This is a genomic window from Pseudomonas sp. NFPP07 (assembly GCF_900115645.1).
GTDB classification, from domain to species: domain Bacteria; phylum Pseudomonadota; class Gammaproteobacteria; order Pseudomonadales; family Pseudomonadaceae; genus Aquipseudomonas; species Aquipseudomonas chlororaphis.
In genome coordinates, this window is record NZ_FOXG01000003.1 from 454,741 (window position 1) to 481,408 (window position 26,668).

A 26,668-nucleotide genomic window follows, 5' to 3' on the forward strand; every position below is an offset into this window, starting at 1 on the left:
CTCTTAACGAATTTGTGGGCCGATGAACCGGCTCTTGGCTTCAACGTGGACGCTTTCGTCGTCGGCGTCCTTGAGGATGAATTTCACCTCGTTGGTGCTCGACGGCAGTTGTTCCGGCGAACTCGACAGCTCGACCGGCATGCTGACGATATCGCCGGCGGCCACTTTGATCTCGCGCCGGCCTTGCAGCTTGAGGTCCGGCAGGCCGGCGGCGTCCAGGACGTAGGTATGGTCGCGCTGGTCCTTGTTCATGATCTTCAGGCTGTAGACGTTCTCGATCCGGCCTTCGGCGTTCTCGCGATAGAGCACGCGGTCCTTGCTGACATCGAAGCCTACCAGCGAACGCATGAAGAAGGCCGTGACCAGCAGGCTGATCATCGCCAGCAGCACCAGCGCATAACCGATCAGGCGTGGACGCAGTTTATGGGTTTTCTGCCCGGACAGGTTGTGTTCGGTGGTGTAGCTGATCAGGCCGCGCGGGTAGTCCATCTTGTCCATGATGTTGTCGCAGGCATCGATACAGGCGGCGCAGCCGATGCATTCGATCTGCAGGCCGTCACGGATGTCGATGCCGGTCGGGCAGACCTGCACGCACATGGTGCAGTCGATGCAGTCGCCCAGGCCCATGGCCTTGTAGTCGACACCTTTCTTGCGCGGGCCGCGACCTTCGCCGCGACGCGGGTCGTAGGAGACGATCAGGGTGTCCTTGTCGAACATCACGCTCTGGAAGCGGGCGTACGGGCACATGTAGATGCACACCTGTTCGCGCAACCAGCCGGCGTTGCCATAGGTGGCGAGGGTGAAGAAACCGACCCAGAAATACGACCAGCCATCGGCCTGGCCGGTGAAGAAGTCGATGACCAGCTCGCGGATCGGCGAGAAGTAGCCGACGAAGGTCATGCCGGTGACGAAGCCGATCAGCAGCCAGAGGCTGTGCTTGCTGAACTTGCGCAGGAACTTGTTGGCGCTCATCGGCGCCTTGTCGAGCTTGATGCGCTGGTTGCGGTCGCCTTCGGTGACCTTCTCGCACCACATGAAGATCCAGGTCCAGACGCTTTGCGGGCAGGTATAGCCGCACCAGACGCGCCCGGCATACACGGTGATGAAGAACAGGCCGAAGGCGGCGATGATCAAAAGCCCCGACAGCAGGATGAAATCCTGGGGCCAGAAGGTGGCGCCGAAGATGAAGAACTTGCGCTCCGGCAGGTTCCACCAGACGGCCTGGTGGCCGCCCCAGTTGAGCCACACCGTACCGAAATACAGCAGGAACAGGGCCGCCCCGCCCACCATCCGCAAGTTGCGGAAGAGGCCGGTGAAAGCGCGTGTGTAGATTTTTTCCCGAGAGGCGTAGAGGTCTACGCTGTTGTTCGAATTCTTGGCAGGAGGGGTGACGTCATGTACCGGAATCTGGTTGCTCATCATTGCATCCCACGGCAGTGGAGAAATGCCCCGGTCAGTACGTGCCGACCGCGATCAAATAGGGGTGTTGCAGTGGCGCAATGATACGCCTGTCGCTCTAGCTCAAGGGTGCGACCTTTGGTCGCGTTGGGGGAAATCAATTGATGGTGTAATGACTTGAATCAATTGACTTGTGAATTATGGACGCTTTTCGCCGCGACCGCGTTCAATCGTTCCACGGGTTGAGCAGTTGCACACCGCTGGACTGGAAGTCGGCGATGTTGCGGGTAACGACTGTCAGCCCATGTTCCAGGGCGGTCGCCGCAATCAGGGCATCGCATTCATTGCTGCGATCCGGAACGTGCAATCGGGCGCAGCGCATAGCGACAGTATGGTGAATGGCCAGTATTCGTCCGTCGAAAGCAGGCATCACGCGCAGTTCCAGCCAGGCACGCAGCAGCGCCCCTTGGGTGCGATCGCGGCGTTCCAACCGCAGGATGCCGGTTTCCAGTTCCAATAACGTAATGACTGACAAAAACAGGCTGGTTGGCGCCACGGTCTGAGCCCAGGCCACTACCTTGCGATCAGCGTTGGGCTTACGTAATTCGGACACGACGTTGGTATCGAGCAAAAACATCAGGACAGATCGATCTCGCGAGGAATGATGGTTGCGCGCTCTGTTTCGAAATCGATTTCAGGCGCTTCAGGCATGACCAGCATGTCGACGATGCTGGTGTTCAGGCCGCTCAGTTTTTCGTAGTCCTCAATGCTTAGCAGCACATGGGCGGGCCTGCCACGGTCAGTGATGATGACCGGGCCGTTTCTTGAGGCTTTTTTGGCACCACTTGTGTCCTGATTGAATTCGCGACTGGAGATGGTGGTGGTAGGCATCGTCATACCCTCGACAAAAATTTCATGTAGCAACGTTACTACTCTTGGCAGGGAGGGGGCAATCTCAAGCGGGGGCAGAGCGACGGACGTGAGGGGAGAGGAAAATAAAAAGGCCCCGCCAATGGACATTGGCGGGGCCTTTTCTGTTACCCGAAGGTGTCTGCCTTACTCGGCGTCCGCCGGCTTGTCACTGTGGGACAGGCTGTAGACGTAAGCGGCCAGCAGGTGGACCTTGTCGTTGCCTTGCAGCTGTTCCTGGGCAGGCATCTGGCCCTGGCGGCCGTAACGGATGGTCTGCTGCAGTTGGGCGAAGCTCGAGCCGTAGATGAACGCGCCCGGGTGGGTCAGGTCAGGCGCGCCCATGGCTGGGGTACCTTTACCGGCCGGACCGTGGCACGCCACGCAGTTGGCGGCGAAGATCTTCTGGCCGTTGGCCGGGTCGGCCTTGGCGCTTTCCGGCAGCTTGCGGCCATCGAGGTTGGTCAGTACATAGGCGGCCACATCGCTGACGCCTTGTTCGCCGATGACTTCGGCCCAGGCCGGCATCACCGCGTGACGACCGCCCATGATGGTGGTCTTGATGGTTTCCGGCTCACCGCCCCAGCGCCAGTCGGCGTCGGTCAGGTTCGGGAAGCCATAGGCGCCCTTGGCGTCGGAACCGTGGCAGACCGAGCAGTTGGAGGCGAACAGGCGGCCACCCATCTTCAGGGCTTGCGGGTCCTTGGCGACTTCTTCGATCGGCATGGAGGCGAACTTGGCGAAGATCGGACCGAACTTGGCGTCCGACTTGGCCATTTCCTTTTCCCACTCGTGTACGCCGGTCCAGCCGGTCTGGCCGTTGGCGAAGGGGGTCTGCTTTTCGGTGTCCAGGTAGTTGTAGCCTGGCAGCAGGCCTTTCCAGTTACCCAGGCCCGGGTAGAGCACCAGGTAACCCAGGGCGAAGACGATGGTGCCGACGAACAACATGAACCACCATTTCGGCAGCGGGTTGTCGTACTCCTCGATCCCGTCGAAGGCGTGGCCGACCGTCTCGTCGGTCTGCTCGGCGCGCTGGCCCTTGCGGGTCGACAGCAGCAGCCAGGTCAGGGCGAAAATGGTACCCAGACTGAGGACTGTGACGTACAGACTCCAGAACGTAGTCATTCTTTGTTACTCCTAGAAGCTTGCTCGACGTGCTTGATGGCTTCGGGATCATCCGCGAACGGCAGCAAGGTCGCGTCTTCGAACTCGGACTTGCGCTTGGGGCTGAACACCCACAGCGCCAGGCCGATAAAGGCCACCATCACCACTACGGTGCCCAGGCCACGAATCATCCCGATATCCATCTAAATCACCGTTTGCTTTTGATGATGGTGCCCAGGCCTTGCAGATAGGCCACCAGCGCGTCCATTTCGGTTTTGCCCTTCACGGCATCCTTGGCACCGGCGATGTCTTCGTCGGTGTAAGGGACGCCGAGCGTGCGCAAGACTTCCATTTTTTTCGCGGTGTCTTTGCCGTCGAGCTTGTTTTCTACGAGGAACGGGTAAGCCGGCATTTTCGACTCGGGTACAACGTTGCGCGGGTTGTACAAGTGCGCACGCTGCCAGTCATCGGAGTAACGACCACCAACGCGGGCCAGGTCCGGACCGGTACGCTTGGAACCCCACAGGAACGGGTGGTCCCAAACGCTTTCACCGGCGACCGAGTAGTGGCCGTAGCGTTCGGTTTCGGCACGGAACGGACGGATCATCTGCGAGTGGCAGCCGACACAGCCGTTGGCGATATAGACGTCGCGGCCTTCCAGTTCCAGGGCGGTGCGCGGCTTCATGCCTTCCACCGGCTTGTTGGTGACGTCCTGGAAGAACAGCGGGACGATCTGGGTCAGGCCGCCGATGCTGACGGCGATGACCATGAAGAAGGCCAGCAGGCCGATATTCTTCTCTACTGCTTCATGCTTCATCAGTGAGCTCCAACTACAGCGATCTGAGCGGCGGCTTCAGCTTCAGCCGGGTTCGAGGCGCGAACGGTGCGGAACACGTTGTACGCCATGAACAGCATGCCGGCGGCAAAGAACGCACCGCCCAGGGCGCGCACGATGAAACCAGGGTGGCTGGCCTGCAGGGCTTCGACGAAGGAGTAGGTGAGGGTGCCGTCATCGTTGATTGCACGCCACATCAGGCCCTGGGTGATGCCGTTGACCCACATCGAGGCGATGTACAGCACGGTGCCGATGGTTGCCAGCCAGAAGTGGGTGTTGATCAGGCCGATGCTGTGCATCTGCTGGCGACCGAAGACTTTCGGGATCATGTGGTACAGGGCGCCGATCGAGATCATTGCTACCCAGCCCAGGGCGCCGGCGTGTACGTGGCCGATGGTCCAGTCGGTGTAGTGCGACAGCGAGTTGACGGTCTTGATCGCCATCATCGGACCTTCGAAGGTCGACATGCCGTAGAACGCCAGGGACACCACCAGGAACCGCAGGATCGGGTCGGTGCGCAGCTTATGCCAGGCGCCCGAGAGGGTCATCATGCCGTTGATCATGCCGCCCCAGCTTGGTGCCAGCAGGATGATCGACATGGCCATGCCCAGGGACTGCGCCCAGTCCGGCAGCGCGGTGTAGTGCAGGTGGTGCGGACCGGCCCAGATGTACAGGGTGATCAGCGCCCAGAAGTGCACGATGGACAGGCGATAGGAGTAGATCGGACGCTCGGCCTGTTTCGGCACGAAGTAGTACATCATCCCCAGGAAGCCGGTGGTCAGGAAGAAGCCCACCGCGTTGTGGCCGTACCACCACTGGATCATGGCGTCGGTCGCACCCGAGTAGGCCGAGTAGGACTTGAAGAAGCTGACCGGCAGGGAAGCGTGGTTGACGATGTGCAGCATCGCGGTGACCACGATGAAGGCACCGTAGAACCAGTTACCCACATAGATGTGCTTGGTCTTGCGCTTGACGATGGTGCCGAAGAACACCAGACCGTAGGTGACCCAGACGATGGCCAGCAGGATAGCCAGGGGCCATTCCAGCTCCGCGTATTCCTTGGTGGTGGTGTAACCCAGCGGCAAGGTAACGATCGCGCCGACGATCACGGCTTGCCAACCCCAGAAGGTGAAGGCCGCCAGGCTGTCGGAAATCAGTCGCGTTTGGCAGGTTCGCTGCACGACGTAGTAAGAAGTGGCAAACAACGCACATCCACCGAAGGCGAAAATCACCAGGTTGGTGTGCAGCGGGCGCAGGCGTCCAAAGGTCGTCCATGGCAGACCGAAGTTCAACTCCGGCCAGACCAGTTGCGAGGCGATGAAGACACCGAGCCCCATGCCAAGGATCCCCCAGACCACCGTCATGATGGCGAACTGGCGGACTACCTTATAGTTATAAGCAGTCGGACTGATTGCTGTGCTCATTCTAAGGTTCCACGGTTTGGGTGTTTTATTAGGAGTAAAAATCGGCCGCAAGTATGGAGAAAGCAGGGGGTCATTGCAACGCGCCATGACCTGGGTCAATGCTTTCAAAAGCTGATTCTGCGGCCTTTCCATGCGCGGAGTAAGGACAAAATCGGCCCAGGACAAAATGTCGCAGCGGATGAAAAAGGCGAGGGGTACAGGTCAGTTGTAACCGGGTGTGTGGAAAGCCATTCAACGAGCGACAGACGGTAAGTGGCACGACAGCCGGTATACACCAGCCTTTGCGGCCTGTCCTCGAACGACGGCTTCGAATGGAACGGCTACTTCTGGTCTGTGACCGGCCATTGCCAGTCCACTGCGAAGCAGCTTAGACCTGAATCCGGAGAGTGGAAAGGCAGAGGGTAGAGAGGGTGCGACACTTGGTCGCGCAGAGGCAGGGAACTGCCGCATCGAGCGATGCGGCAGTGGGTGGAGCGGTTATTGCTCGCTTGGGGTTTCGGTCTGCGGCTGGCTGGCCGCGTTGTGGGACAGGCTGTAGACGTAGGCCGCGAGCAGCTGCACCTTGTCGTTGCCCAGCAGTTCGCTCTGCGCCGGCATGTGGCCCTGGCGACCGTGGCGAATGGTCTGTTGCAGCTGGGTCAGGCTGGTGCCGTAGATGAAGCCCGCCGGTTGCGTCAGGTTCGGCGCGCCCATGATTTCCGTGCCCTGGCCATTGGCGCCGTGACAGGCGACGCAGGTGGTGCTGAACGCCTGCTTGCCGGCGACCAGGTCGGCGCTGCTGTCGGTGGGCAACGGCAGGCCGGCGAGTTCGTGACGCACATAGGCCGCGACGTTCTTCACCCCGTCCTCGCCCAGCACTTCGCCCCAGGCCGGCATGGCCGCCATGCGACCGCCCATGATGGTGGCCTTGATGGTGTCGGCGTTGCCGCCCCAGCGCCAGTTGTTGTCGGCCAGGTTAGGGAAGCCGAAGGCGCCCTTGGCATCCGAGCCGTGGCACACCGAGCAGTTGGAAGCGAACAGGCGTCCGCCCATTTTCAGCGCCTGCGGGTCCTTGGCCACTTCTTCCACGGGCATGGCGGCGAACTTGGCGAAGATCGGGCCGAACTTGGCGTCTGCCTTGTCCATTTCCTTTTCCCACTCGTGCACGCCGGTCCAGCCGTTTTCATAGCCGGGCAGGATGCCTTTCCAGTTGCCCAGGCCCGGGTAGAGGATCAGGTAGCCGACGGAAAACACCAGGGTGCCGGCGAACAGCATGAACCACCACTGCGGCAGCGGGTTGTCGTACTCCTCGATGCCGTCGAAGCTGTGGCCCATGGTCTGGTCGACGCTGCCCTTGGTCTCGCCCTTGCGCGTGCCGATCAACAGCCAGGTCAGGCCGATCAGGCTGCCTATGGTCAGTACGCAGATGTACGTACTCCAGAAGGTGGTCATGGCCGAATGCTCCTTGTCGCGTGCTCTTCGGATTGAGCGTCATCAGATGGATTGCCGTGCACTTGCGGCGAAGGTTCGTCGGCGAAAGGCAGCAGGCGCGCCTGGGCGAACTCCGGGTTGCGCTTGGCGTTGAAGACCCAGATCGACAGGCCGATGAAGGCAATCATCACCACCAGCGTGCCGAGCCCGCGGATCATGCCGCTATCGAGTTCAAGAACCATGGCTCACCTCTTGCTCTTGATCGCAGTGCCAAGCACTTGCAGGTAGGCGACCAGGGCGTCCATCTCGGTCTTGCCCTTGAGGGAGGCGACGGCACCGGCGATATCGTCGTCGTTGTACGGCACGCCGAGGGTGCGCATGGCGCGCAGCTTGGTCTCGGTGTGGCTGCTGTCGACCGGCTGGGTGACCAGCCATGGGTAGGCCGGCATCTTCGACTCGGGCACCACGTTGCGCGGGTTGTACAGGTGCGCGCGGTGCCAGTCGTCGGAGTAGCGGGCGCCGACCCGGGCCAGGTCCGGACCGGTACGCTTGGAGCCCCACAGGAACGGATGATCCCAGACGCTTTCGCCGGCGACCGAGTAGTGGCCGTAGCGTTCGGTCTCGGCGCGGAACGGGCGGATCATCTGCGAGTGGCAGCCGACGCAGCCTTCGCGGATGTAGATATCGCGGCCTTCCAGCTGCAGGGCGGTGTAGGGCTTCATGCCTTCCACCGGCTTGTTGGTGACGTCCTGGAAGAACAGCGGGACGATCTGGGTCAGACCGCCGATGCTCACGGCAAATACCATCAGCAGCATCAGCAGGCCGACGTTTTTCTCGATGACTTCGTGTTTCATGGCGGACTCCTCAGGCCATCTGCGCAGCGGCGGTGATTTCGGCAGGCTGGGCCGCGCGCACGGTGCGCCAGGTGTTGTAGGCCATCAGCAACATGCCGAAGAGGAAGATCGCGCCACCGACCAGCCGCACGATGAAGCCTGGGTGGCTGGCCACCAGGGTTTCGACGAAGGAGTAGGTCAGCGTCCCGTCTTCGTTGACGGCGCGCCACATCAGGCCCTGGGCGATGCCGTTGACCCACATCGAGGCGATGTAGAGCACGGTGCCGATGGTGGCGAGCCAGAAGTGCGCGTTGATCAGGCCGATGCTGTGCATCTGCTGGCGACCGAAGACTTTCGGGATCATGTGGTACAGCGCGCCGATGGAAATCATCGCCACCCAGCCCAGGGCGCCGGCGTGGACGTGGCCGATGGTCCAGTCGGTGTAGTGGGAGAGGGCGTTGACGGTCTTGATCGCCATCATCGGACCTTCGAAGGTCGACATGCCGTAGAACGCCAGGGACACCACCAGGAACCGCAGGATCGGGTCGCTGCGCAACTTATGCCAGGCACCCGACAGAGTCATCATGCCGTTGATCATGCCGCCCCAGCTTGGTGCCAGGAGGATCAGCGACATCACCATGCCCAGGGACTGCGCCCAGTCTGGCAGCGCGGTGTAGTGCAGGTGGTGCGGACCGGCCCAGATGTACAGGGTGATCAGCGCCCAGAAGTGCACGATGGACAGGCGATAGGAGTACACCGGACGCTCGGCCTGCTTGGGCACGAAGTAGTACATCATCCCCAGGAAGCCCGCGGTCAGGAAGAAGCCCACCGCGTTGTGGCCGTACCACCATTGGACCATGGCGTCGGTCGCACCGGCATACACCGAGTAGGACTTGGTCAGGCTGACGGGCAGTTCCAGGTTGTTGACGATGTGCAGGATGGCCACGGTGATGATGAAGCCGCCGAAGAACCAGTTGCCGACGTAGATGTGCTTGGTGTTGCGCTTCATCACCGTGCCGAAGAACACGATGGCGTACGCCACCCAGACGATGGTGATGAGGATGTCGATCGGCCATTCCAGCTCGGCGTATTCCTTGGAGCTGGTGTAGCCCAGCGGCAGGCTGATGGCCGCCAGGAGGATTACCAGCTGCCAGCCCCAGAAGCAGAACGCGGCGATTTTCGGCGCGAACAGCTGGGTCTGGCAGGTGCGTTGCACCGAGTAGAAGGAGCTGGCGAACAGTGCGCAGCCACCGAAGGCGAAGATCACCGCGTTGGTGTGCAACGGGCGCAGGCGACCGAAACTGGTCCAGGGCAGGTTGAAGTTGAGTTCGGGCCAGACCAACTGGGCAGCGAGAAAAACCCCGAGCCCCATGCCGACGATGCCCCACACCACCGTCATAATGGCGAATTGGCGGACCACCTTGTAGTTGTAGGCGGTACTGATAGAAGTGTTCATGGTTCCCCATCCACGGTTCAGCTGAAGTGAAAGCGACTGCGCACGGCAAGGCGCGCTCACTTCTTCTGGAGTTATAGGCAGACTAAAAGCGAGGTAAGCATGGGCAAACGGCAAGGGGCTGTTATTGACGGGGATCAATGGGCGCAGTGCGTGCGGGAACGGGGCTGGCTCTGGGATGTCACGCAGCAGTCGCTGGCCGGCGAACCGCTGACCCTGATCCTGGCCCATGGCGCTGGCGCGCCGATGGACAGCGCTTTCATGAACGATATGGCCGCACGCCTTGCGGCGCATGGGGTCAACGTCCTGCGCTTCGAGTTTCCCTATATGGCCCAGCGTCGCCTCGATGGTGGCAAACGGCCGCCTAACCCGGCGCCGAAGCTGCTGGAGTGCTGGCGCGAGGTGTATGCCCAGGTGCGACCTCATGTCGCTGGGCGGTTGGCCATCGGCGGCAAGTCCATGGGCGGGCGTATGGCCAGTTTGCTCGCCGACGAGCTGGGCGCCGATGCGCTGGTGTGCCTGGGGTATCCGTTTTATGCCGCCGGCAAGCCGGAGAAACCGCGGGTCGCCCACCTGGCCGAATTGCGCACCACAACCCTGATCGTCCAGGGCGAGCGCGACGCCCTCGGCAACCGTGCGGCGGTCGAAGCCTATGCGCTGGCGCCGGCTATCGAGCTGTTCTGGCTGGCGGCGGCCGACCATGACCTGAAACCGCTCAAGGTCTCAGGCTTCACCCATGAGCAGCACCTGGAAGCGGCGGCGCAGAAAGTTGTCGAGGTCTTGCGCCAGTTGAATGGCTGAACGCGTTTTCACTGCAGGAGCGAAGCTTGCTCGCGATTGTTTTTCAAGGCGACAACGGTGGCGACTGCCAGCCGCATCGCGAGCAATCGAGCGTCGACCGGCTGCTCCTACAGAAAATGCACGCGTGGTGCTTGAAAACAGGCAATAAAAAACCCGGAAGGCCAACCTTCCGGGTTTTTTGTCTGGCTTCGGTTTAGCGGTTGAAGCGTTCGACCAACGAGTACTGCGTGTTGGCGGTGCGGGTCAGCTCTTCGCTGAGTTGCGCCGAATGCTGCGCCTGCTCCGAGGTCTGGTCGGCCAGTTGGGCGATGGTGCTGATGTTGCGGCTGATCTCCTCGGCCACGGCGCTTTGCTCTTCGGTGGCGGCGGCGATCTGGGTGGTCATGTCGGTGATGTTGGCCACCGCTTCGCTGATGCCCACCAGCGCCTGGTCGGCTTCCAGCACCCGGGCCACACCTTCCTCGGCCTGACGGTGTCCGGCGTCCATGGTCTGCACCGCCGTGCTGGCGGTTTGCTGGAGCTTGGCGATCAGGGTGTGGATCTGCCCGGTGGATTCGCTGGTACGTTGCGCCAGTTGGCGAACCTCGTCGGCCACCACCGCGAAGCCGCGGCCCATTTCCCCGGCGCGAGCCGCTTCGATGGCGGCGTTCAACGCCAGCAGGTTGGTCTGGTCGGCGATGCCCTTGATCACATCGACCACGCCACCGATTTCGTCGCTGTCCTTGGCCAGCTGGGTCACGGTCAGGCCGGTTTCGCCCACCACCACCGACAGGCGCTGGATCGCTTCGCGGGTTTCCCCGGCAATGTCGCGCCCGCGCCCGGTGAGGCGGTTGGCTTCCTGGGTGGCATCGGCGGTGCGCTGCACGTGGCTGGCCACTTCCTGGGTGGTGGCGGCCATCTGGTTGACCGCGGTGGCCACCTGTTCGGTTTCCACACGCTGGCGTTCCAGGCCGCTGGAGCTGTTGTGCGCCAGGGTGTCGGACTGCCGCGCCTGCTCGTTGAGGTGCTCGGCGGTATCCTGCAGGCGGGTCAGGCAGGTTTTCAGGCGGGCTTCCTGGCTGAGGATCGACATCTCCAGGCGCGCCTGGGCGCCACGGCTGTCGGTGTACATCTGGGCGATCAGCGGGTCGGAGGTGGTCTGTTCGGCCAGGCGCAGCAAACGCTTGAGGCCGCGCTGTTGCCAGCTCAGCCCGAGCAGGCCGAGCGGCACGCAAAGGCCGGCGGCGAGGGCAAAGCCCCAGGAAGAGTTGAGCCAGGCGCCAATCAGAAAGCTCAACTGGCTGATCAGGATGAATGGCAGCCAGTCCTGAAGTATCGGCAGCCATTTGTCGCGTTTCGGAATGGCCGACTTGCCCTGGTTGATGCGTTGATAAAGCGCTTCGGCGCGGCGGATCTGCTCGGCGGTGGGCTTGACCCGCACCGACTCGTAGCCGACCACTTGCTGGCCTTCGAAGACCGGTGTCACGTAGGCGTTGACCCAGTAGTGGTCACCGGTCTTGCAGCGATTCTTGACAATGCCCATCCATGGCAAGCCTTGTTTCAGGGTGGCCCACATATGCGCGAACACCGCGGCCGGGACGTCGGGGTGACGGACCAGGTTGTGCGGTGCGCGGACCAGTTCCTCACGAGAAAACCCGCTGATTTCAACGAAGGCATCGTTGCAGTAGGTGATCACGCCTTTGGCATCGGTGGTGGAGATCAACCGTTGCTGAGCTGGAAAGGTACGTTCGCGCTGGGTGACGGGCTGGTTGTTACGCATGGTTTTTCAATCCGCAAGGCTTTGGTAGGTTGTCGGCGGCCTTCGCCAATTGTTGAAGTTTTTTTCAGTAATTTGAGAAGTGCCTCATTGACAGAGGCCTGATTCTGCAAGGAGGGGCGAGGGGAAGCGGCGAAGCCGAGGCCCGTCCAGGGAGCCCCGGCTTGGCCAGGATCAACCCGCGAGCATCGGGTAGGTGAACAGCCCGAAGTGCAGCAGGTTCAAGCCGAAATGGGTGGCCACCGCGGCGCCCAGGCCACCAAAGCGATAGGCCAGGCCGTAGCCGACCCCGGCGATGCTCGCCAGCAGCCACCATTGCCAGCCGGCGCCCACATGCACCAGGCCGAACAGCAGGGCCGCGCACATCAGCGCCAGGTTTTCACCATAGGGCAGGTGCTTGAAGCGACGGCTCAGGCCGCCCTGGATGTAGCCACGGAACAGCGCTTCTTCCACCAGGGTGACCAGCAGCAGGTTGTTCAGCACCCACAGCCAGGCCTGGTCCGGCCATTTCGGCGCCCAATTGATGATGCCCAGCAACACTGCGCCGCCCAGGGCCGCCAGGGCGGTCAGGGTCAAGGCCAGGGCAGTGGTGTAGAGGGACAGGCGCAATGAGCGGCGCCCGATGATCCAGGGGCAGACCAGCAACAGCCAGAAGCCGATCAGCGGCTTGTCCTGGTTCAGGTACATGGAAAACGGCACGGCATCGGCGGTGAAGCGTTGCGGGCCGATCGCCCGGCCATTGTAGAAACCGGGCAGCCAGTGCATGGCCAGCGCCAGGGCCAGCACCACGAACAGGCCGTGTCCCAGGTAGCGCGCGTAAGGGCTTTTCTGCTGGCGCACGGCAAAGCCCGCGCACAGCAGCAAGGCGACGGAAACCGCCGCCAGCAGGCCCAGTTGGCCGTAGCTCAGGGCCAGGGCGTAACCAATGGAGAGAAGTGCCAGGTACATCCATGGCAGAACAGTCATGTGAAATCCTTGTTGCGAAGAATGGAATCAGCCGCTCGCGCAACCTGCGTCGGGGCGGTTACTGGATAGAACGAGCGGGCGGCCAGTATAACGAGGCGCGGGCGATGAATAAGTGAAACAAAAAAACACCGCCCGTAGGCGGTGTTGGTGTTGCGGCATGGCGTTACGCGGCGATCAGTTGCCGCAGGACGTAGTGCAGGATCCCGCCGGACTTGAAGTATTCCACTTCGTTCAGGGTGTCGATGCGGCACAGCACCTCGACTTTTTCCTGGCTGCCATCCTCGCGGGTGATCACCAGGGTCAGGTTCATCCGCGGCGTCAGCTCGACGCCGGTCAGACCCTGGATATCCAGGGTTTCCTTGCCGGTGAGGTTCAGGCTCTTGCGGTTCTGATCGAGCTTGAACTGCAGCGGCAGCACGCCCATGCCCACCAGGTTGGAGCGGTGGATGCGCTCGAAGCTCTCGGCGATCACCGCCTTGACCCCCAGCAGGTTGGTGCCCTTGGCGGCCCAGTCGCGGCTGGAGCCAGTGCCGTATTCCTGGCCGGCGATCACCACCAGCGGCGTACCCGATTGCTGGTACAGCATGGCCGCGTCATAGATCGCCAGTTTCTCGCCGGTGGGGATGTAGATCGTGTTGCCGCCTTCTTCGCCGCCGAGCATTTCGTTGCGGATGCGGATGTTGGCGAAGGTGCCGCGCATCATCACCTGATGGTTGCCGCGACGCGAGCCGTAGGAGTTGAAGTCCCGAGGTTCCACACCTTGTTCGCGCAGGTAGCGGCCGGCCGGGCTGTCGGCCTTGATGTTACCGGCCGGGGAAATGTGGTCGGTGGTCACCGAGTCGCCCAGCAGCGCCAGGACCCGCGCGCCCTCGATATCCTTGATCACCGGCAGCGGGCCGGCGATGTCGTCGAAGAAGGGTGGATGCTGGATATAGGTGGAATCCGCCTGCCACACGTAGGTCGCGGCTTGTGGTACTTCGATGGCTTGCCACTGGGCGTCGCCGGCGAATACCTCGGCGTATTCCTTGTGGAACATCCGGGTGTTGACCTGGGTGACGGCCTCGGCGATTTCCTGGCTGCTCGGCCAGATGTCGCGCAGGTAGACCGGCTTGCCGTCCTTGCCTTCGCCCAGCGGCTCGCTGCTGATATCGATGCGCACGCTGCCGGCCAGGGCATAGGCCACCACCAGCGGCGGCGAGGCCAGCCAGTTGGTTTTCACCAGCGGGTGCACCCGGCCTTCGAAGTTGCGGTTGCCGGACAGCACCGAGGCGACGGTCAGGTCGGCTTTCTGGATGGCTTTCTCGATCGGCTCCGGCAAGGGGCCGGAGTTGCCGATGCAGGTGGTGCAGCCATAACCCACCAGGTCGAAGCCCAGGGCGTCGAGGTATTGGGTCAACCCGGCGGCCTTGTAGTAGTCGGTGACCACTTTCGAACCCGGGGCCAGCGAACTCTTCACCCAGGGCTTGCGCTTGAGACCTTTTTCCACGGCCTTTTTCGCCACCAGGCCGGCGGCCATCATCACGCTGGGGTTGGAGGTGTTGGTACAGGAGGTAATGGCGGCGATCACCACCGCACCGTTTTTCAGGCGGTAGGTCTGGCCATTGTGGGCGTAATCGACTTCGCCGATCAGGTCGGCGCTGCCCACGGCCACGCCGCCACCGCCTTCGCTTTCCAGGCGGCCTTCTTCCTTGCTGGTGGGCTTGAACTGCAGATCGAGAAAGTCGGTGAAGGCCTGGCCAACGTTGGGCAGCGAGACCCGGTCCTGCGGCCGCTTAGGGCCGGCGAGGCTGGCTTCCACCGTGCCCATGTCCAGCGCCAGGCTGTCGGTGAACACCGGCTCCTTGCCCGGCAGGCGCCACAGGCCCTGGATCTTGCTGTAGGCCTCCACCAGTTTCACCACGGCGTCCGGGCGGCCGGACAGGCGCAGGTATTCCAGGGTGACGTCATCCACCGGGAAGAAGCCGCAGGTGGCGCCATATTCCGGGGCCATGTTGGCGATGGTGGCGCGGTCGGCCAGCGGCAAGTCGGCCAGGCCGTCGCCATAGAACTCGACGAATTTGCCGACCACGCCTTTCTTGCGCAGCATCTGGGTGACGGTCAGCACCAGGTCGGTGGCGGTGATGCCTTCCTTGAGCTTGCCGGTCAGTTTGAAACCTATGACTTCCGGAATCAGCATCGACACCGGCTGGCCGAGCATCGCCGCCTCGGCCTCGATGCCGCCCACGCCCCAGCCGAGCACGCCGAGGCCGTTGATCATGGTGGTGTGGGAGTCGGTGCCGACCAGGGTGTCGGGGAAGGCGTAGGTGCGGCCGTCTTCGTCCTTGGTCCAGACCGTGCGGCCCAGGTATTCCAGGTTGACCTGGTGGCAGATGCCAGTGCCCGGCGGCACCACGCTGAAGTTGTCGAAGGCGCTCTGGCCCCAGCGCAGGAAGGCATAACGTTCGCCGTTGCGCTGCATTTCAATGTCGACGTTCTGTTCGAAGGCGGTGTTGCTGCCGAACTTGTCGACCATCACCGAGTGGTCGATCACCAGGTCCACCGGCGACAGCGGGTTGATGCGCTGCGGGTCGCCGCCGGCCTTGGCCATGGCCGCGCGCATGGCCGCCAGGTCGACCACCGCCGGTACGCCGGTGAAGTCCTGCATCAGCACCCGCGCCGGGCGGTACTGGATCTCGCGATCGGAGCGGCGCTCCTTGAGCCAGGCGGCGAGGGCCTTGAGGTCGGCGCCGGTGACGGTCTTTTCGTCTTCCCAGCGCAGCAGGTTTTCCAGCAGGACTTTCAACGACATCGGCAGTTTGTCGAGATCGCCAAGGCTCTTGGCGGCTTCCGGCAGGCTGAAGTAGTGGTAGGTCTTGTCGTCGATTTTTAATGTTTTAAGGGTTTTCAGGCTATCGAGGGACGGCATTGAATCACTCCTTTTGGTCCGCACGGCTACGGACCTGACGGGACGGGCAGAGCTCTTAACCTAGCCCTGTTTTCAGTAGCTGGCTAATAACTGGACTCTATGGACAAGTCCAAGGTTCCGAACTCGGCTATCATGCGCCGGTTTTCGTGACAGGCTTTGCGCGCACTTCGGGCAGGTTTGCGCATGATTCATTGCCCATTGCCCAGGAGATTCGATGAACACCCTCTTTATGCACTGCCGGCCGGGCTTCGAAGGCGAAGTCTGTTCCGAGATCGCCGACCATGCCGCGCGCCTGAACGTGGCTGGGTACGCCAAGGCCAAGCCGAGCACTGCCTGTGCCGAGTTTGTGTGCAGCGAAGAAGACGGCGCCGAGCGCCTGATGCGCGAGCTGCGTTTCGCCGAGCTGATCTTCCCGCGGCAATGGGCGCGGGGCGTCTTCGTCGATCTGCCGGAAACCGACCGCATCAGCGTGATCCTGGCCCACCTGGCGAGCTTCCCGACCTGCGGCAGCCTGTGGCTGGAAGTGCTGGATACCAATGACGGCAAAGAGCTGTCGAACTTCTGCAAGAAATTCGAAGCACCGTTGCGCAAGGCCCTGACGGCGGCCGGCAAGCTGGTGGACGATGCCGGCAAGCCGCGCTTGCTGCTGACCTTCAAAAGCGGCCGCGAGGTGTTTGTCGGACTGGCGGACGCAGGCAATTCGGCCATGTGGCCGATGGGCATTCCGCGCCTGAAGTTCCCCCGTGAGGCGCCTAGCCGCTCGACCCTGAAACTGGAGGAGGCCTGGCACCATTTCATTCCTCGCGATCAGTGGGACGAGCGTCTGCATGGCGACATGACTGGCGTCGACCTGGGCGCGGCCCCGGGTGGCTGGACCTGGCAACTGGTCAACCGTGGCATGCTGGTCACCGCTGTCGATAACGGGCCTATGGCCGAAAGCCTGATGGACACCGGCCTGGTGCAGCACCTGATGGCCGACGGTTTCACCTTCAAGCCCAAGCAGCCGGTGGACTGGATGGTCTGCGACATCGTCGAAAAACCGGCGCGCAACGCCGCCTTGCTGGAAACCTGGATCGGTGAGGGCCATTGCCGCGAAGCGGTGGTCAACCTGAAGCTGCCGATGAAGCAGCGTTACGCGGAAGTGAAGCGTTTGCTCGAGCGGATCGAGGACGGTTTCAAGGCGCGTGGCATTCGCGTGGCCATCGGCTGCAAGCAGCTGTACCACGACCGCGAAGAAGTGACCTGCCACCTGCGCCGGCTGGATGAAAAGAAGCCCAAGGCCCGTTGATCGTGGTTGCGGCGCAATGCCACAGATAGCGTCGATGCCGGCATTGCGCGACAATGCCGGCCAGTTTCAGGAGTGAGTTATGAGTCAAATCATCGATACGCCGGTCGACGGCACGCTGGACGCCACCGGGCTCAATTGCCCGGAGCCGGTCATGATGCTGCACCAGCATATTCGTGACCTGCAGCCCGGCGGCCTGCTCAAGGTGATCGCCACCGATCCCTCGACCCGCCGCGACATCCCCAAGTTCTGCGTGTTCCTCGACCATGAGCTGGTTGCTCAGCAGGAAGAGGCCGGCACCTATCTGTACTGGATTCGCAAGAAGTCCGATTAACCCGCCGCCCGGCTGATGCGGATCCGCTTGCGCGCGCTGCGCGCCAGGCGGATCGACAGCATCAGCGCCGCGCAACTCAGGCCGGCGATCAAGCCTTCCCACAGCCCGCTCGGGCCGCTGGCAGGGCCGAACCAGTCGGTCAGCCCCAGCACATAACCCACCGGCAAACCGATGCCCCAGTAGGCGAGCAGCGTCAGGACCATGGTCACCCGAGTGTCCTGGTAGCCACGCAGCGCGCCGGCGCAGATCACCTGGATCGCGTCGGAGAACTGGTAGAGCGCGGCATACACGATCAGCATCGCCGCCACCTGGATCACCGCGGTGTCCGGGGTGTAGATCGAGGCGATGGACTCGCGCAGCAGCAGGATCAGGCTTGCGGAGAACAGGGCGAAGGCCAGCGCTGCGCCCAGGCCGACGCCGGCGGCGAAGCGCGCCTGATGCGGGTTGCCGGCGCCCAGGGCCTGACCGACCCGCACCGTGACCGCCATGCCCAGGGAATACGGAATCATGAACAGCAGGGAGCTGATGTTGAGGGCGATCTGGTGCCCGGCCACCACTGTGGCGCCAAGGCTGCCGATCAGCAGGGCGATCACCGCGAAGATGCTCGATTCGGCGAACACCGCGATGCCGATCGGCAGGCCGACGCTCAGCAAACGCTTGATCACCGCCCATTGCGGCCAGTCGAAACGCTTGAACAGCTCGCTGCTCTGGTAGGCCGGGGCCCAGCGGGTCCAACCCGCCATGGCCAGCATCATCGCCCACATCACGATGGCCGTGGCCCAGCCGCAACCGACGCCGCCCATGGCCGGCACGCCGAGGTGGCCATAAATGAACACGTAGTTGATGGGGATGTTCAGGGCCAGGCCGAACAGGCCGATGACCATGCTTGGCCGGGTGCGGCCCAGGGCATCGCTGCAGCAACGCAGCACGTAATACAGCGCCACCGCCGGCAGGCCGCTGGCAATGCCGTGCAGGTATTCCATGCAGGGGTCGATCAGCGTCGGGTCGACCTTCATCAGGTGCAGCACCGGCTCGGCACTGATCAGAATCAGGCTGGCGCTCAGGCCGACCGCCAGGGCCAGCCACAGCGCCTGGCGCACGATCGGGCCGATCTCGCCATAGGTGCCGGCGCCGACCCGCTGGGCCACCTTGGGCGTGGTGGCCAGCAGGGTGCCGGTCATCAACAGGAACACCGGGATCCAGATCGAGTTACCCAGCGCCACCGCCGCCAGGTCACGTGGGCTGTACCGGCCGGCCATCACCGCATCGACGAAGCCCATGGCCGTGGTCGCCAGTTGCGCGATCATGATCGGCAAGGCCAGGGCCAGCAGGCTGCGCAGTTCAAGGCGCACCCGGGCCGGGCGGTTGAGGGAGGTGGCAGGAGTATCGGTCACGGAATTCACAGGCGAAGCGTCCACAGGGTTGATGCGCAGGGCGGCGTATTCTACGCATTGACGGATGAGTCAGGAAAAAACCTCTGTTGTCGATTTGTAAGTGCTGGCGGCGGTTGACGGAGTGGATTGCTTGCTGGCCCCAAACGGCCTTCTACGCCTAAACTGCGGCTCCGCGAAAGGAGCCTGCCATGCTGATTGTTGCCGACGAAAATATTCCCCTGCTCGATGCCTTTTTTGCCGGCTTCGGCGAGATCCGCCGTTTCCCGGGGCGGGCCATCGACCGCGCCGCCATCGAGGGCGCCGATGTGCTGCTGGTGCGTTCGGTGACCCAGGTCAGCCGCGTCCTGCTCGAAGGTAGCCAGGTGCGGTTTGTCGGGACCTGCACCATTGGCACCGACCATTTGGACCTCGAGTATTTCCAGGAGGCGGGCATCCGCTGGTCCAGCGCGCCAGGCTGTAATGCGCGCGGGGTGGTCGACTATGTGCTGGGCAGCCTGCTGACCCTGGCGGAAATCGAAGGCGCCGACCTGACGCAACGCACTTACGGCGTGGTGGGCGCGGGCGAGGTCGGTGGACGGCTGATCGAGGTGCTGCGCGGCCTGGGCTGGAAGGTCCTGGTCTGCGACCCGCCACGGCAGGTGGCGGAAGGTGGCGACTACGTCAGCCTGGAACAGATCCTCGCCCAGTGCGATGTCATCAGCCTGCACACCCCCTTGACCAAAGCCGGCGAGCTGCCGACCTGGCACCTGCTGGACAAGCAGCGCCTGCGGCAACTGCGCCCCGGCACCTGGCTGATCAACGCCAGCCGTGGCGCGGTGGTGGATAACACAGCCCTGCGTGAAGTGCTGCTCGAGCGTGAAGACCTGCAGGCGGTGCTGGATGTCTGGGAAGGCGAACCCCAGGTCGACGTGGCCCTGGCCGAGCTGTGCATACTGGCCACGCCGCACATCGCCGGTTACAGCCTCGATGGCCGGCAGCGCGGGACGGCGCAGATCTATCAGGCGCTGTGCGATTACCTCGGGCAGCCGCAAGCGATTCATCTGCGCGACCTGCTGCCCCGGCCATGGTTGTCGGAGGTGAGCCTCGATGCCCATAGCGACCCGGCCTGGTCCCTGGCGATGATCTGTCGGGCGGTCTACGACCCGCGGCGCGACGATGCGGATTTCCGCCGCAGCCTGGTGGGCAGCGTGGCCGAGCAGCGCGCGGCCTTCGATGCGTTGCGCAAGGGTTATCCGCCGCGCCGTGAAATCGATGGGCTGGCCGTGCGCATCCAGGGCGAAGCGCCAGGCTTGCAGCAGATCGTCTCGGCCTTGGGCGCGGTATCGGTTCGTTGATGGCTCGAACCCGGTCGCTTGTGGCGGGGCGACAAGGATTCCGGCAGGCATAAAAAACCCGGCTTCAGGGCCGGGTCAAGAGGACGTGAGGCTATGTGTCAATCTTGCTGCGCAGGCTTGACCAGTCGCTTTTCCAGTTCGCGGCAGGCGTTCTGGATCATGTCTTCGGTGATCGGTACTTCGCGACCCTGAGCGTCGATAATGGCGCATCCCAGAGACTGGTCGGGGTGGGTACGAATCACTTCAATCTTGTCATTGCTGCTGTTTTGCAAGGACATGGCCTGTCTCCTCATCAGGTTGTGCGCTTACTTTAAAACCGCCAGGTGACCAAGCTGTGACAACTCCCTGCAAGGTCCCACTACGGCGTTTTCTATCCGGGGAGTCCTCAGTCCAACAGAAATGTCTGTGGACTTCCACTCGGACCTTAGACCAATAGCATCTAGGCTCTAGTGTTGGCGGACATAATTAACCTGACTCATTTTGATTTACCTAAGTTCCAGGAAATGCAGGTTCCAAGAAACAGGCTCCAGGAAAATCGGTTCCGACAAACAGGGCTCAACCTCATCGCCTTGCTGGATCACGCGGCGGTGAATGGGGCGGGGCCGTTCCCAGGTGTGCTCCCGGATGAACTTCATGCTTTCTTCGCGTCAACGCCGGGCGATTCGCCTGGCCAGTCGTTTCATCGCGCCTTATCGCTGGCAGGCCCTGGGGGCGTTGCTGGCGCTGGTGGTGACCGCGGGCATCACCCTGTCCATGGGGCAGGGCATCCGCCTGTTGGTGGACCGGGGCTTCATGACCGGGTCGCCGGATTTGCTCAACCAGTCCATCGGCCTGTTTCTGTTATTGGTGTTGGGGCTGGCGGTGGGGACGTTCGTGCGTTTCTACCTGGTGTCGTGGATTGGCGAGCGTTGCGTGGCGGACATCCGTCGGCAAGTGTTCAACCATCTGATCTACCTGCACCCGGGCTTCTATGAGAACAATCGCAGCTCGGAGATCCAGTCGCGGCTGACCGCCGATACCACCTTGCTGCAATCGGTGATCGGCTCGTCGCTCTCGCTGTTTTTGCGTAATGCGCTGATGGTCATCGGCGGCATCGTGCTGCTGTTTGTCACCAATCCCAAGCTCACCAGCATCGTGGTGATCGCCTTGCCCCTGGTGCTGGTGCCGATCCTGATTTTCGGCCGCCGGGTGCGCAGCCTGTCGCGCTTGAGCCAGGACCGTATCGCCGATGTCGGCAGCTACGTGGCGGAAACCCTGGGCCAGATCAAGACCGTCCAGGCCTATAACCACCAGCCGCAGGATGAGCAACGCTTTGCCCAGACGGTGGAAGATGCGTTCAACACCGCCCGGCGGCGTATCGTCCAGCGTGCCTGGCTGATCACCCTGGTGATCGTGCTGGTGCTGGGGGCGGTTGGGGTGATGCTCTGGGTCGGCGGCATGGATGTGATCGCCGGGCGCATTTCCAGTGGCGAGCTGGCGGCCTTTGTCTTCTACAGCCTGATCGTCGGCAGTGCCTTCGGCACCCTGAGCGAAGTGATCGGCGAGCTGCAACGGGCCGCCGGCGCGGCGGAGCGGATTGCCGAGTTGCTGCGTTCGGAAAACCTGATCCAGCCGCCGAGCGACGGCCCGGCCAGCTTGCCCGAGCGGGTGCGGGGCGAGCTGGTGCTGGAGAACTTGCGCTTCTCTTATCCGTCGCGTCCGGACAGTTACGCCGTCGATGGCTTGAGCCTGACTATCCACGAGGGGGAAACCCTGGCGCTGGTCGGGCCGTCGGGGGCGGGCAAGTCGACCCTCTACGATCTGCTGCTGCGCTTCTACGACCCGGAGCAGGGACGGATCCTGCTCGATGGCGTGCCCCTGACCCAGCTCGACCCGCAGGATGTGCGTCGCTGTTTTGCCCTGGTGTCGCAAAGCCCGGCGCTGTTCTTCGGCAGCATCGAGGAGAACATTCGTTATGGCAAACCCTCGGCCACCCCGGAGCAGGTCAGGGAGGCGGCAAGGATCGCCTACGCCCATGACTTCATCGAGAACATGCCCGAGGGTTACCGGACCCATCTCGGCGATGCGGGGCTGGGACTGTCCGGCGGCCAGCGCCAGCGCCTGGCGATTGCCCGGGCGCTGCTGGTGGATGCGCCGATCCTGTTGCTGGATGAAGCCACCAGCGCCCTGGATGCCCAGAGCGAGCATTTGATCCAGCAAGCCTTGCCGAGCCTGATGAAGAATCGCACCACCCTGGTGATCGCCCATCGCCTGGCCACGGTGAAAAACGCCGACCGCATCGCGGTGATGGATCAGGGCCGGCTGGTGGCGGTGGGCACCCACCAGGAGCTGATCGCCAGCAATCCTCTGTATGCGCGCCTGGCGGCCTTGCAGTTCAGCGATGGCCAGTCTGTGTCCTGACCCCGCACTGGAAACGAAAATGCCCGCATCGCTGCGGGCATTTTTTATGAGGCGTTATCGCTTACTGATCGTCGAAATACCGCTCATGCCAATCCACCAGTGGCTGTGGCGAATTGAGCTTCTGGCCGTAGATCACCGAATAGGACAGTACGTTCTGCACGTACTGGCGGGTTTCGTCGAACGGAATGCTTTCCACCCAGACGTCGAAGCTCAGGTGGTCGGCGCCACGGAGCCATTGGCGCACGCGTCCGGGGCCGGCGTTGTAGGCGGCGGAGGCGAGCACCCGGTTGCCGTTGAACTGGCTGTGCACCTGGCTCAGGTAGGCGGCGCCGAGCTGGATGTTCTTGTCCGGGTTCAGCACTTGCTGTGGCGAGGCCAGCGGGATGCTGAACTTGCGTGCGGTTTCCTTCGCGGTGCCGGGCATCAGTTGCATCAGGCCGGCCGCGCCGACGCCCGAACGAGCGTCGTCCATGAACGCGCTTTCCTGGCGGGTGATCGCGAAGATCCAGCTCGAGTGCAGGCCACGGACCTTGGCTTCGCGCACCAGGGTGTCGCGGTGGGCCATCGGGAAGCGGATGTCCAGGTCGTCCCAGTACTTCGCCTGGCTGATGGTGCGAATGGCCGGGAAATACCATTTCAGGTCATAGGCCAGCTTGGCCTGGGCGACCATTTCGTCACGGTTGAAATGACGGCTGACGTGGTACCACTCACGCCGGCCATCGACGATCTGGCCACGGGCATGAAACTCCAGGGCGCGCCGCACGCCGGGCGTATTGCGCACCTTGTTGATCACCTGCTGGCTGAGCACCAGTGGTTTGTTGTTCAGCTGATAAGGCAACTGGGTACGGTCGGCCGCGAGGAAACCATAGAAATCGCGCTCGTTGGCCAAGCCTTTGTAGAGGGTCTGGGCCTGGGGGTTCTGCGGTTGGGCCAGTTCCAGGCTGCGTGCTTGCCAGTAGCGCCAGCGGTTGGTGGTCGCCAAGTCCTGGGGCAGCTTGCGGGTCAGCTCGTAGGCATCTTCCCAGCGAGCCAGACGCAACAGCAGGCGCAGGCGCCATTCGGAAACCGTGTTGTCGCGCAGCTCGGGATCGTATTTGGTCATCACTTCAAGGCCACGGCTGTCGAAGCGCCGCGCCAGGGTCAGGCCGATTTCCCGGGCGATCGCCACTTTTTCGTCACGGGAGAAGTGCATGCTGCTGGCATAACCGTCGAGCAGGGCCATGGCCCTGTCGGGATCCTGGCGGGCCAGGCGGCGCAGACCCAGGCCAACCACGTCGGACATGGCTTCGCTGGCCGGAGTGAAGCGCGACGGCTGGCTGAGCAGCTCGGGCTTCTGGGCAACGTCTACTAGCAGCCGGCCCTGAGGGGCGAGGGTGGTCATGCTTTTGACCAGGCTATTGGCCAGCGGATAGTTGCGGGCCTCGGCAGCCAGCTTGGCGCGCTGCCAGCGCTTCTGTTCGGTCAACTGGCCTTCGGCGGCCCACTGGGCGAACAGCGCGTCGCAGGTGGCGGGCAGGGATTTGCCGCTGAGCCAGAGTTTGTCGGTGGCGGCGTAACCTTCGGCCTTGAGGTTGTGGCCCAGCTGGTATTGCGCGTTCAGGCAGTCCAGCTCGGTGAAGTTGAGCTTGGGGTCGTAATACTTGACGAAGGTGGCCCAGTCGCCGCGTTCGGCCAGCCAGCGCAACCAGCGCAGTTTCATCCAGTTGGCCTGGGGCAGGTCGCCGTGTTCACGGAGAAACTTTTCGATCTCGGCGTTGCTGGCGGTCTTTAGCCGGGCGGTCAGTTCGTCATAGGCCAGATAGGGCTCGAGCGGGTAGTCGGCCAGGACCTGGCTGTAGCGGAAATACGGGCCGGAGTCGCCCTTGGCCAGGGCGCGTTTGGCTTCATCGTAATATTGACGCTGGAGTGAGAGGTCTGCGGCCTGAGCGGTGTGCACGGCAGAGGCAGAAAGAAGCAGGCAGGACAAAAGACTGAAAAGGCGACTGCGCATGAGACATCCGGGCAGAGAAATCATGACAAGTGCCGACAATGCCAACACTGATTATTCCCTAGCTTAGCCTTTTGCCAGCAGCGGGTGAAAGCTTTGCCGGCCTCTTGTCGCCAGTTCGCTGCAAATGTTGTTCAGGGTGCTTCAGGAATGAAAATGCCGGCCTTCTGAGGCCTCAACTCAGGTAGAATGCGCGCCCGGTTTTTGGAGAAGCTCATGACCCTGCTCAAATTCAGCGATGTGTCCCTTGCGTTCGGCGCTATGCCGTTGTTGGACAAGGTGTCCTGGCAGATCGCCCGTGGTGAGCGGGTGTGCATCATCGGCCGCAACGGCACTGGCAAATCCAGCATGCTGAAGCTGGTCAAGGGCGATCAGAAGCCCGACGACGGTTCCGTATGGCGCGCGCCCGGTCTGAAAATCGGCGAATTGCCGCAGGAATTGCCAGTGGCCGACGAGCGGACGGTGTTCGACGTGGTCGCCCAGGGCCTCGATGGCGTTGGCGAATTGCTGGCGCAGTATCACCACCTGAGCCAGAACATCGTCACCGATGCCGATCTGGAAAAGCTCATGCACGTCCAGCACGACCTCGAAGCCCGTGACGGCTGGCGCTTGCAGACCCTGGTGGACAGCACCCTGAGCCGCCTGCAGTTGCCGGCCGACAAGACCCTCGCCGAGTTGTCCGGTGGCTGGCGTCGTCGCGTCCTGCTGGCCCAGGCCCTGGTGTCCGAACCGGACCTGCTGCTGCTCGACGAACCGACCAACCACCTGGATATCGGCGCCATCGCCTGGCTGGAAGAAGCCCTGAAGGACTTCCAGGGCGCCGTCCTCTTTATTACCCACGACCGTTCCTTCCTGCAGAACCTGGCGACCCGGATTCTCGAGCTGGACCGTGGTGGGCTGATCGACTGGAACGGCGACTACGCCAGCTTCCTGGTACACAAGGAGGCCGTGCTGGCGGCCGAAGAGACGGCCAACGCGCTGTTCGACAAGCGCCTGGCCCAGGAAGAAGTCTGGATTCGCCAAGGCATCAAGGCCCGCCGTACCCGTAACGAAGGCCGCGTGCGTGCCCTCAAGGCCCTGCGTGTCGAGCGCAGCGAGCGTCGCGAGCGTACCGGCAAGGCCAATATCCAGCTGGAAACCGCCGACAAGTCCGGCAAGCAGGTCATGGTGCTCGAAGACGTGAGCTTCGCTCATCCGGGCGGTCCGTTCCTGGTCAAGAATTTCTCCATGGTCCTGCAGCGCGGCGACCGTATCGGCCTGCTCGGCGCCAACGGTACCGGCAAGACCACGCTGCTCAAGCTGATGCTGGGCGGCCTGGTGCCGAGCAGCGGCAAGGTCGAGGAGGGCACGCGTATCGACGTGGCCTACTTCGACCAACTGCGTCACCAGCTGGACCTGGAAAAGACCGTGATCGACAACGTCGCCGAAGGTCGCGACTTTATTGATATCGATGGCCAGAGCCGCCACGTGCTCAGCTACCTGGGGGATTTCCTGTTCAGCCCGCAGCGTGCCCGCACGCCGGTCAAGGCGCTGTCCGGTGGCGAGCGTGCTCGCTTGTTGCTGGCCAAGCTGTTCAGCAAACCGGCCAACCTGCTGGTGCTCGACGAACCGACCAACGACCTGGACGTGGAAACCCTCGAGCTGCTGGAAGAAGTGCTGCTGACCTTCCAGGGCACCGTGCTGATGGTCAGCCACGACCGGGCATTCCTCGATAACGTGGTCACCAGCACCCTGGTGTTCGAAGGCGAAGGCAAGGTTCGCGAATACGTCGGCGGTTATCAGGATTGGTTGCGCCAAGGCGGTTCGCCACGCCTGCTGGGCGTGACCGAGAACAAGTCGGGCAAGGCCGAGCTGAACTCGGCGGTGGTTGCGCCTGTGGCGGCGGCACCTGCCGCGGCACAGGAAGCGCCTGCGGCCAAGAAGAAGCTCAGCTACAAGTTGCAGCGCGAGCTCGAGGCGTTGCCTGGCCAGATCGAAGCCATGGAGCAGCAGATCGCCACCGTGGAAGCGGAAATGGCCGACGCTGGCTTCTATCAGCGTCCTGCGGCCGAGACCACGGCGGTTATCGCCCAGTTGGAACAGCTCAATGCTGAACTGGATGTGATGGTCGAGCGCTGGGCCGAGCTGGATGCCTGAGTGA

The 26,668-nt window shown here is 62.8% G+C and carries 23 protein-coding genes; 6 read left to right on the top strand and 17 right to left on the bottom strand.

All coding sequences use genetic code 11. The annotated features are described in order from the left end of the window. Positions 1–3 precede the first annotated feature (3 nt). The 11 genes from ccoG to ccoN (BM019_RS10255) form a co-directional block, all read right to left on the bottom strand. The gene (gene ccoG, locus BM019_RS10205; protein WP_028682021.1) at positions 4–1,419 is read right to left on the bottom strand and encodes a cytochrome c oxidase accessory protein CcoG; all 1,416 of its coding nucleotides are present in this window, start codon (positions 1,417–1,419) and stop codon (positions 4–6) included. A gap of 205 nt (positions 1,420–1,624) precedes the next feature. Next, complete coding sequence (locus BM019_RS10210; RefSeq protein WP_092418182.1) at positions 1,625–2,035, bottom strand: type II toxin-antitoxin system VapC family toxin; 411 nt, start codon at positions 2,033–2,035, stop codon at positions 1,625–1,627. Further along, positions 2,035–2,289 carry a type II toxin-antitoxin system Phd/YefM family antitoxin gene (locus tag BM019_RS10215; RefSeq protein WP_007922405.1) on the bottom strand — a complete coding sequence of 85 codons (255 nt, stop codon included), beginning with the start codon at positions 2,287–2,289 and terminating at the stop codon, positions 2,035–2,037. Before BM019_RS10215 ends, BM019_RS10210 begins: the two co-directional genes overlap by 1 nt. A 165-nt stretch (positions 2,290–2,454) precedes the next feature. Next, positions 2,455–3,432, bottom strand: a complete 978-nt coding sequence (ccoP, locus tag BM019_RS10220; RefSeq protein WP_062823108.1) for a cytochrome-c oxidase, cbb3-type subunit III — start codon at positions 3,430–3,432, stop codon at positions 2,455–2,457. Then, a complete protein-coding gene (locus BM019_RS10225; protein ID WP_003175465.1) occupies positions 3,429–3,614 on the bottom strand; it encodes a CcoQ/FixQ family Cbb3-type cytochrome c oxidase assembly chaperone in 186 nt (61 codons plus the stop codon). Before BM019_RS10225 ends, ccoP (BM019_RS10220) begins: the two co-directional genes overlap by 4 nt. A gap of 5 nt (positions 3,615–3,619) precedes the next feature. After that, on the bottom strand, positions 3,620–4,228 hold the full coding sequence (gene ccoO / locus BM019_RS10230; RefSeq protein ID WP_009042961.1) for a cytochrome-c oxidase, cbb3-type subunit II: 609 nt from the start codon (positions 4,226–4,228) through the stop codon (positions 3,620–3,622). After that, positions 4,228–5,670 carry a cytochrome-c oxidase, cbb3-type subunit I gene (ccoN, locus tag BM019_RS10235; RefSeq protein ID WP_009042962.1) on the bottom strand — a complete coding sequence of 481 codons (1,443 nt, stop codon included), beginning with the start codon at positions 5,668–5,670 and terminating at the stop codon, positions 4,228–4,230. The genes ccoO (BM019_RS10230) and ccoN (BM019_RS10235) overlap by 1 nt, the downstream gene beginning before the upstream one ends. Before the next feature lie 477 nt (positions 5,671–6,147). After that, entirely contained in the window at positions 6,148–7,101 is a 954-nt protein-coding gene (gene ccoP, locus BM019_RS10240) for a cytochrome-c oxidase, cbb3-type subunit III (protein ID WP_092418183.1), read from the bottom strand. Further along, positions 7,098–7,322 (bottom strand): cbb3-type cytochrome oxidase subunit 3, encoded by a 225-nt coding sequence (locus BM019_RS10245; RefSeq protein ID WP_007921351.1) that lies wholly within the window; start codon positions 7,320–7,322, stop codon positions 7,098–7,100. Before BM019_RS10245 ends, ccoP (BM019_RS10240) begins: the two co-directional genes overlap by 4 nt. A gap of 3 nt (positions 7,323–7,325) precedes the next feature. After that, positions 7,326–7,934, bottom strand: a complete 609-nt coding sequence (ccoO, locus tag BM019_RS10250; RefSeq protein WP_062823107.1) for a cytochrome-c oxidase, cbb3-type subunit II — start codon at positions 7,932–7,934, stop codon at positions 7,326–7,328. A 10-nt stretch (positions 7,935–7,944) separates the two neighbouring features. Continuing rightward, positions 7,945–9,369, bottom strand: a complete 1,425-nt coding sequence (gene ccoN, locus BM019_RS10255; RefSeq protein WP_009042964.1) for a cytochrome-c oxidase, cbb3-type subunit I — start codon at positions 9,367–9,369, stop codon at positions 7,945–7,947. Between the two features lie 99 nt (positions 9,370–9,468). Here ccoN (BM019_RS10255) and BM019_RS10260 point away from each other — a divergent pair, with 99 nt between their 5' ends. Further along, positions 9,469–10,167, top strand: a complete 699-nt coding sequence (locus tag BM019_RS10260) for an alpha/beta family hydrolase (protein ID WP_092418184.1) — start codon at positions 9,469–9,471, stop codon at positions 10,165–10,167. A gap of 193 nt (positions 10,168–10,360) precedes the next feature. Here BM019_RS10260 and BM019_RS10265 read toward each other — a convergent pair whose 3' ends face one another. The 3 genes from BM019_RS10265 to acnA all read right to left on the bottom strand — a co-directional run bounded on the left by BM019_RS10265 (position 10,361) and on the right by acnA (position 15,794). Next, the gene (locus tag BM019_RS10265) at positions 10,361–11,926 is read right to left on the bottom strand and encodes a methyl-accepting chemotaxis protein (protein ID WP_009042966.1); all 1,566 of its coding nucleotides are present in this window, start codon (positions 11,924–11,926) and stop codon (positions 10,361–10,363) included. Between the two features lie 171 nt (positions 11,927–12,097). Beyond that, a complete protein-coding gene (locus BM019_RS10270; protein WP_009042967.1) occupies positions 12,098–12,889 on the bottom strand; it encodes a CPBP family intramembrane glutamic endopeptidase in 792 nt (263 codons plus the stop codon). A 163-nt stretch (positions 12,890–13,052) separates the two neighbouring features. Then, complete coding sequence (gene acnA / locus BM019_RS10275) at positions 13,053–15,794, bottom strand: aconitate hydratase AcnA (RefSeq protein ID WP_092418185.1); 2,742 nt, start codon at positions 15,792–15,794, stop codon at positions 13,053–13,055. A 214-nt stretch (positions 15,795–16,008) separates the two neighbouring features. Here acnA and rlmM point away from each other — a divergent pair, with 214 nt between their 5' ends. After that, positions 16,009–17,082: a 23S rRNA (cytidine(2498)-2'-O)-methyltransferase RlmM gene (gene rlmM / locus BM019_RS10280; protein ID WP_025804232.1), complete on the top strand. Its 1,074-nt coding sequence runs from the start codon at positions 16,009–16,011 to the stop codon at positions 17,080–17,082. 79 nt (positions 17,083–17,161) lie between these two features. Beyond that, the gene (tusA, locus tag BM019_RS10285; protein WP_038580637.1) at positions 17,162–17,413 is read left to right on the top strand and encodes a sulfurtransferase TusA; all 252 of its coding nucleotides are present in this window, start codon (positions 17,162–17,164) and stop codon (positions 17,411–17,413) included. On the opposite strand, the gene BM019_RS10290 is transcribed toward tusA, so the two are convergent. Then, a complete protein-coding gene (locus tag BM019_RS10290) occupies positions 17,410–18,816 on the bottom strand; it encodes an MATE family efflux transporter (protein ID WP_092418186.1) in 1,407 nt (468 codons plus the stop codon). The two genes, tusA and BM019_RS10290, sit on opposite strands and share 4 nt — an antisense overlap. 179 nt (positions 18,817–18,995) lie before the next feature. On the opposite strand from BM019_RS10290, the gene pdxB reads away from it, so the two are divergent. Next, positions 18,996–20,141: a 4-phosphoerythronate dehydrogenase PdxB gene (gene pdxB / locus BM019_RS10295; RefSeq protein ID WP_092418187.1), complete on the top strand. Its 1,146-nt coding sequence runs from the start codon at positions 18,996–18,998 to the stop codon at positions 20,139–20,141. A 98-nt stretch (positions 20,142–20,239) separates the two neighbouring features. On the opposite strand, the gene BM019_RS10300 is transcribed toward pdxB, so the two are convergent. Next, positions 20,240–20,419, bottom strand: a complete 180-nt coding sequence (locus tag BM019_RS10300; protein WP_007921326.1) for a PA1571 family protein — start codon at positions 20,417–20,419, stop codon at positions 20,240–20,242. 346 nt (positions 20,420–20,765) lie between these two features. On the opposite strand from BM019_RS10300, the gene BM019_RS10305 reads away from it, so the two are divergent. Then, positions 20,766–22,541: an ABC transporter transmembrane domain-containing protein gene (locus BM019_RS10305; RefSeq protein WP_175510612.1), complete on the top strand. Its 1,776-nt coding sequence runs from the start codon at positions 20,766–20,768 to the stop codon at positions 22,539–22,541. Between the two features lie 61 nt (positions 22,542–22,602). Here the strand turns inward: BM019_RS10305 and BM019_RS10310 are convergent, their stop codons facing one another. Continuing rightward, a complete protein-coding gene (locus BM019_RS10310) occupies positions 22,603–24,531 on the bottom strand; it encodes a transglycosylase SLT domain-containing protein (protein WP_092418188.1) in 1,929 nt (642 codons plus the stop codon). A gap of 213 nt (positions 24,532–24,744) precedes the next feature. On the opposite strand from BM019_RS10310, the gene BM019_RS10315 reads away from it, so the two are divergent. Continuing rightward, positions 24,745–26,664, top strand: coding sequence for an ATP-binding cassette domain-containing protein (locus BM019_RS10315; protein WP_007921321.1), 1,920 nt, complete (start codon positions 24,745–24,747; stop codon positions 26,662–26,664). The last annotated feature ends 4 nt before the right edge of the window (positions 26,665–26,668 follow it).

Excerpts from the sequence above, each read along its gene's own strand:
- ccoP (WP_062823108.1), bottom strand. The coding sequence starts at position 3,432 with ATGACTACGTTCTGGAGTCTGTACGTCACAGTCCTCAGTCTGGGTACC.
- BM019_RS10310 (WP_092418188.1), bottom strand. The coding sequence starts at position 24,531 with ATGCGCAGTCGCCTTTTCAGTCTTTTGTCCTGCCTGCTTCTTTCTGCC.
- tusA (WP_038580637.1), top strand. The coding sequence starts at position 17,162 with ATGAGTCAAATCATCGATACGCCGGTCGACGGCACGCTGGACGCCACC.
- BM019_RS10225 (WP_003175465.1), bottom strand. The coding sequence starts at position 3,614 with ATGGATATCGGGATGATTCGTGGCCTGGGCACCGTAGTGGTGATGGTG.
- ccoN (WP_009042962.1), bottom strand. The coding sequence starts at position 5,670 with ATGAGCACAGCAATCAGTCCGACTGCTTATAACTATAAGGTAGTCCGC.
- BM019_RS10215 (WP_007922405.1), bottom strand. The coding sequence starts at position 2,289 with ATGCCTACCACCACCATCTCCAGTCGCGAATTCAATCAGGACACAAGT.
- BM019_RS10265 (WP_009042966.1), bottom strand. The coding sequence starts at position 11,926 with ATGCGTAACAACCAGCCCGTCACCCAGCGCGAACGTACCTTTCCAGCT.
- ccoO (WP_009042961.1), bottom strand. The coding sequence starts at position 4,228 with ATGAAGCATGAAGCAGTAGAGAAGAATATCGGCCTGCTGGCCTTCTTC.
- BM019_RS10315 (WP_007921321.1), top strand. The coding sequence starts at position 24,745 with ATGACCCTGCTCAAATTCAGCGATGTGTCCCTTGCGTTCGGCGCTATG.
- BM019_RS10210 (WP_092418182.1), bottom strand. The coding sequence starts at position 2,035 with ATGTTTTTGCTCGATACCAACGTCGTGTCCGAATTACGTAAGCCCAAC.
- ccoN (WP_009042964.1), bottom strand. The coding sequence starts at position 9,369 with ATGAACACTTCTATCAGTACCGCCTACAACTACAAGGTGGTCCGCCAA.
- ccoO (WP_062823107.1), bottom strand. The coding sequence starts at position 7,934 with ATGAAACACGAAGTCATCGAGAAAAACGTCGGCCTGCTGATGCTGCTG.
- acnA (WP_092418185.1), bottom strand. The coding sequence starts at position 15,794 with ATGCCGTCCCTCGATAGCCTGAAAACCCTTAAAACATTAAAAATCGAC.
- ccoG (WP_028682021.1), bottom strand. The coding sequence starts at position 1,419 with ATGAGCAACCAGATTCCGGTACATGACGTCACCCCTCCTGCCAAGAAT.
- pdxB (WP_092418187.1), top strand. The coding sequence starts at position 18,996 with ATGCTGATTGTTGCCGACGAAAATATTCCCCTGCTCGATGCCTTTTTT.
- BM019_RS10260 (WP_092418184.1), top strand. The coding sequence starts at position 9,469 with ATGGGCAAACGGCAAGGGGCTGTTATTGACGGGGATCAATGGGCGCAG.
- BM019_RS10300 (WP_007921326.1), bottom strand. The coding sequence starts at position 20,419 with ATGTCCTTGCAAAACAGCAGCAATGACAAGATTGAAGTGATTCGTACC.
- BM019_RS10270 (WP_009042967.1), bottom strand. The coding sequence starts at position 12,889 with ATGACTGTTCTGCCATGGATGTACCTGGCACTTCTCTCCATTGGTTAC.
- rlmM (WP_025804232.1), top strand. The coding sequence starts at position 16,009 with ATGAACACCCTCTTTATGCACTGCCGGCCGGGCTTCGAAGGCGAAGTC.
- ccoP (WP_092418183.1), bottom strand. The coding sequence starts at position 7,101 with ATGACCACCTTCTGGAGTACGTACATCTGCGTACTGACCATAGGCAGC.
- BM019_RS10245 (WP_007921351.1), bottom strand. The coding sequence starts at position 7,322 with ATGGTTCTTGAACTCGATAGCGGCATGATCCGCGGGCTCGGCACGCTG.
- BM019_RS10305 (WP_175510612.1), top strand. The coding sequence starts at position 20,766 with ATGAACTTCATGCTTTCTTCGCGTCAACGCCGGGCGATTCGCCTGGCC.